The organism is Nocardia sp. NPDC058497 (assembly GCF_042720195.1).
Taxonomy (GTDB): domain Bacteria; phylum Actinomycetota; class Actinomycetes; order Mycobacteriales; family Mycobacteriaceae; genus Nocardia.
The window spans coordinates 1-2,927 of record NZ_JBHXMY010000681.1 but is presented as its reverse complement, the minus strand read 5'-3'; the positions used below and the strand labels follow the sequence as shown (position 1 = coordinate 2,927).

The following is a 2,927-nucleotide window of genomic DNA, read 5'->3' as shown; positions in this document are numbered from 1 at the left end:
TGCTCCTGACCACCCCGCGCGGCCACCGAAACGGCGGCGACCTGGCCGCCGGGGTGGGCCTCGGCGAGTCCCCGGTGACGCACCACCTCGGGCCGCGGCGCACGCCGGCCCTCTTCGCGACCCCGCGGCGCGGGATGAACACCTTCCACCGAGCGCGCCGCGACGCCCTGTCCGCGCTGTGCACAGTGCTCGATCCCAACTGCTGCAGCTGACCATGATTTCCCGAGGTCAGGACGACTGGGTGCCGGATGCATGCACCCTACCGACCGTGGAACAACCGATCCGAGTCGCCGAGTTCGACCGGTTCTTCGCCGAGTCCGTGCGCCGCATGGCCCGGCCCACCCCGACCCAGCTGGACCTGCATCTGGCCGCTGACGCCGAAGCCGCCGCCCGCGATCTCGCGGCGCGGGAATCGAACTGCTGCTCGTTCTTCACCTTCGACTTCGACACCACCGGCACCGGCCTGGTGGTGCGGGTCGGTGTCCCTGCGGCTTATGTCGAGGTGCTCGACGCGTTCGCCGCGCGGGTCGAGGCCTCGATCAGGGCTCGGCGATGACCACCGGACTGGTCAAGCGAACGGCGGATCGCGGCCTGATCGCGCTGTAGGGCATCGCCGGATACATCTATGCGGAGGTAACCGACCGCGACGCCTTCGAGTTCGAGCCGAATGTCGCCACCGATCACGACGCCTCAGCTTTCGGCTGTGGGGTGCCGAGTGTTCGTCCTGCCGACGTCGGCCACCACACATCGCCGCAGGTGCGTTCGGTCGTCGCGACCAACCCCATCTCCAGCAGCTCGCCGAGGTAGACACCCGTCCTATATGGGTTGTGCCGCAACATCGCAGACAGCTCGGCCACCGTGACCGCCTTGTTCCGTGCGGGCACGACGAGGCACACGGATTCGAGGATCCACCGCTGGCAGCGAGTCAGTTCCGACGGCTCGTAGCCGATCATGCGAGCCGTCAGGAGGCTGGAGCCGGAATTGCCCGCTCGTCCAAAACCATCCGTTTCGCGTCCACCAGGGTGGTTCGGGCGCGGCACCGGACTTTGCAGGTGTCGACGGCGCAATCCAAGTGGACCTGCATTGCCATATGGGCCTGCGTTTCCGTGAAGGGGCCAGGGTCGCGGGTGCACAGTAGGAGAGCGCTCATCGGGAGTGAAGCGGCATCCAGCGTGAACATACCGCTAGCTGCAAGAACTTTGAGCACTCCGGCCGGGTTGTCGGTCGAGTCCTTGTCCATGGTGGCCCCCGGTATTTAGTTCGGCTGTCCATTGTTTGCGGGACGTAACCCAGCACACCGTGTCGGGGTCTACCGCGAAAGACGCGCGCGGTAGGCGGATGTGTGCACCGGGGGTGTGCACGAAAGGCAATACGTAGCCACAGAGTTCGGTGCCTGCCACACTTCACGCATGGGACGCAAGCCGAAGCAGCCCAACCGCCGGCTGCACGATCTGATCGAAGAGACGGGTGTCCTTCGAAAGGGATTGGCCCGCCGAGTCGTTGAGCGCGGTAGAGCGGTAGGCGTGGACCTCGCCTACGACCACACTTCTGTCGGACGCTGGCTCGCGGGGGAGCAGCCGACACCACCGGTGCCGTCGATGATCGCCGAAGTGATGAGCGAGCTGCCCGGCCGACGCATCACCGCGGCCGAGTGCGGCATGACCGAGTGTGAGTCAGCCGACCTCGGTCTGGAGTTTTCGCTCTCTCTCGCGGAGGCAACCGTTGCCGCTACCGCCCTGTGGCGGAGCGACGTCGAGCGCAGGAGGTTTCTACAGGACTCGGCCTATGTGGTCGCGGTCTACCCGGCCGCGTCGATGCGCTGGCTGACCATGCCCGGACCTGAGCATCCCGTGTCCTCGACCGGATTCCGGCGCATCGGCCAAGCCGATGTCGACGCCGTCAGGACGATGACCACGGCGTTCGTCGAATTGGACAATCGAGTTGGCGGCGGCCGTATTCGTTCGACCGTCATGCACTACCTGCACACGTCGGTAGCACCGATGCTGCACGGCACCTACACCGAGGAAGTTGGGCGACGTCTCTACGCGTCTACGCGGCCTCTGCCGAGCTGACCAAACTGGCAGGCTGGGTCGCCTATGACCTGGAGGAGCACGGTCTCGCCCAGCGCTACCTGATCCAGGCGTTGCGCCAGGCTCGCGCTGCCGGAGACGCAGCGCTGAGCGCCGAAATCCTCGGCGCCATGTCACACCAGGCCGTGTACGTCGGCCGCGCCGGCGACGCCGTGGATCTAGCTCGGGCAGCGCAAATCGCGGCCCGCACAGCGGGATCGCCAAACCTTGAAGCCGGATGCCTGATGGTCGAAGCCCACGGCCACGCCGCCCGCTCCGACCGATCGACCTGCACCACTACTCTTGCGTCAGCCGAGCGGGCATTCGACCGTACCGACACTCACCGGCCCGCCTGGCTTGCCTACCTCGACACCGCGTACATGTCGGCCAAGACGGCGCACTGCTTCCGCGACCTCGGCGACCACAAACGGGCGATCCAGTTGGCCTTCGATTCGCTGAACATGTCCGACGGGTACCAGCGCGGGCGCACATTCAATCTGTGCCTACTAGCATCGAGCCTCGCGAGCGAGGATCCGCACGAAGCCGTCAACGTGGGCGAGCAGGCACTGACACTGGCCGGTGAGGTCGAGTCGAAGCGGACAGGTGCGTACCTGCGGGACGTGCGAGCCCGGCTGACGCCGCACGATTCGATCCCCGCGGTGGCCGCCTTCCGGGAACGGGTTATGGCTCAGGCGAGCGACCACGCCCGATAGATCCCGACGACAGTGGCCGCACCGACGATCTCGCCACGGTCGATCATCTCTACCGCCTGATCGAGCGGAATCCATCGGACTTCTTCGGCTTCGTTGATGTCCTGGGCAGCCCCCGTGGGTTAGGCCCCCCGGGCCCGGGATATCA

Annotated in this window: 4 protein-coding genes and 1 pseudogene; 4 read left to right on the top strand and 1 reads right to left on the bottom strand. The window is 66.4% G+C overall.

Going from position 1 to position 2,927, the window contains the following annotated elements; genetic code table 11:
* Both ACFWPJ_RS29415 and ACFWPJ_RS29410 read left to right on the top strand, forming a co-directional pair.
* Positions 1 to 212 (top strand): annotated as a pseudogene (locus ACFWPJ_RS29415) (transcriptional regulator); the annotation flags it as partial.
* Positions 213 to 268: 56 nt separating this feature from the next.
* On the top strand, positions 269 to 556 hold the full coding sequence (locus ACFWPJ_RS29410) for a hypothetical protein (RefSeq protein ID WP_378856252.1): 288 nt from the start codon (positions 269 to 271) through the stop codon (positions 554 to 556).
* A 124-nt stretch (positions 557 to 680) separates the two neighbouring features.
* On the opposite strand, the gene ACFWPJ_RS29405 is transcribed toward ACFWPJ_RS29410, so the two are convergent.
* Entirely contained in the window at positions 681 to 953 is a 273-nt protein-coding gene (locus ACFWPJ_RS29405) for a hypothetical protein (protein ID WP_378856250.1), read from the bottom strand.
* A gap of 456 nt (positions 954 to 1,409) precedes the next feature.
* On the opposite strand from ACFWPJ_RS29405, the gene ACFWPJ_RS29400 reads away from it, so the two are divergent.
* Positions 1,410 to 2,072, top strand: a complete 663-nt coding sequence (locus tag ACFWPJ_RS29400; protein WP_378856248.1) for a hypothetical protein — start codon at positions 1,410 to 1,412, stop codon at positions 2,070 to 2,072.
* Positions 2,073 to 2,143: 71 nt separating this feature from the next.
* A complete protein-coding gene (locus tag ACFWPJ_RS29395) occupies positions 2,144 to 2,782 on the top strand; it encodes a hypothetical protein (protein ID WP_378856246.1) in 639 nt (212 codons plus the stop codon).
* The last annotated feature ends 145 nt before the right edge of the window (positions 2,783 to 2,927 follow it).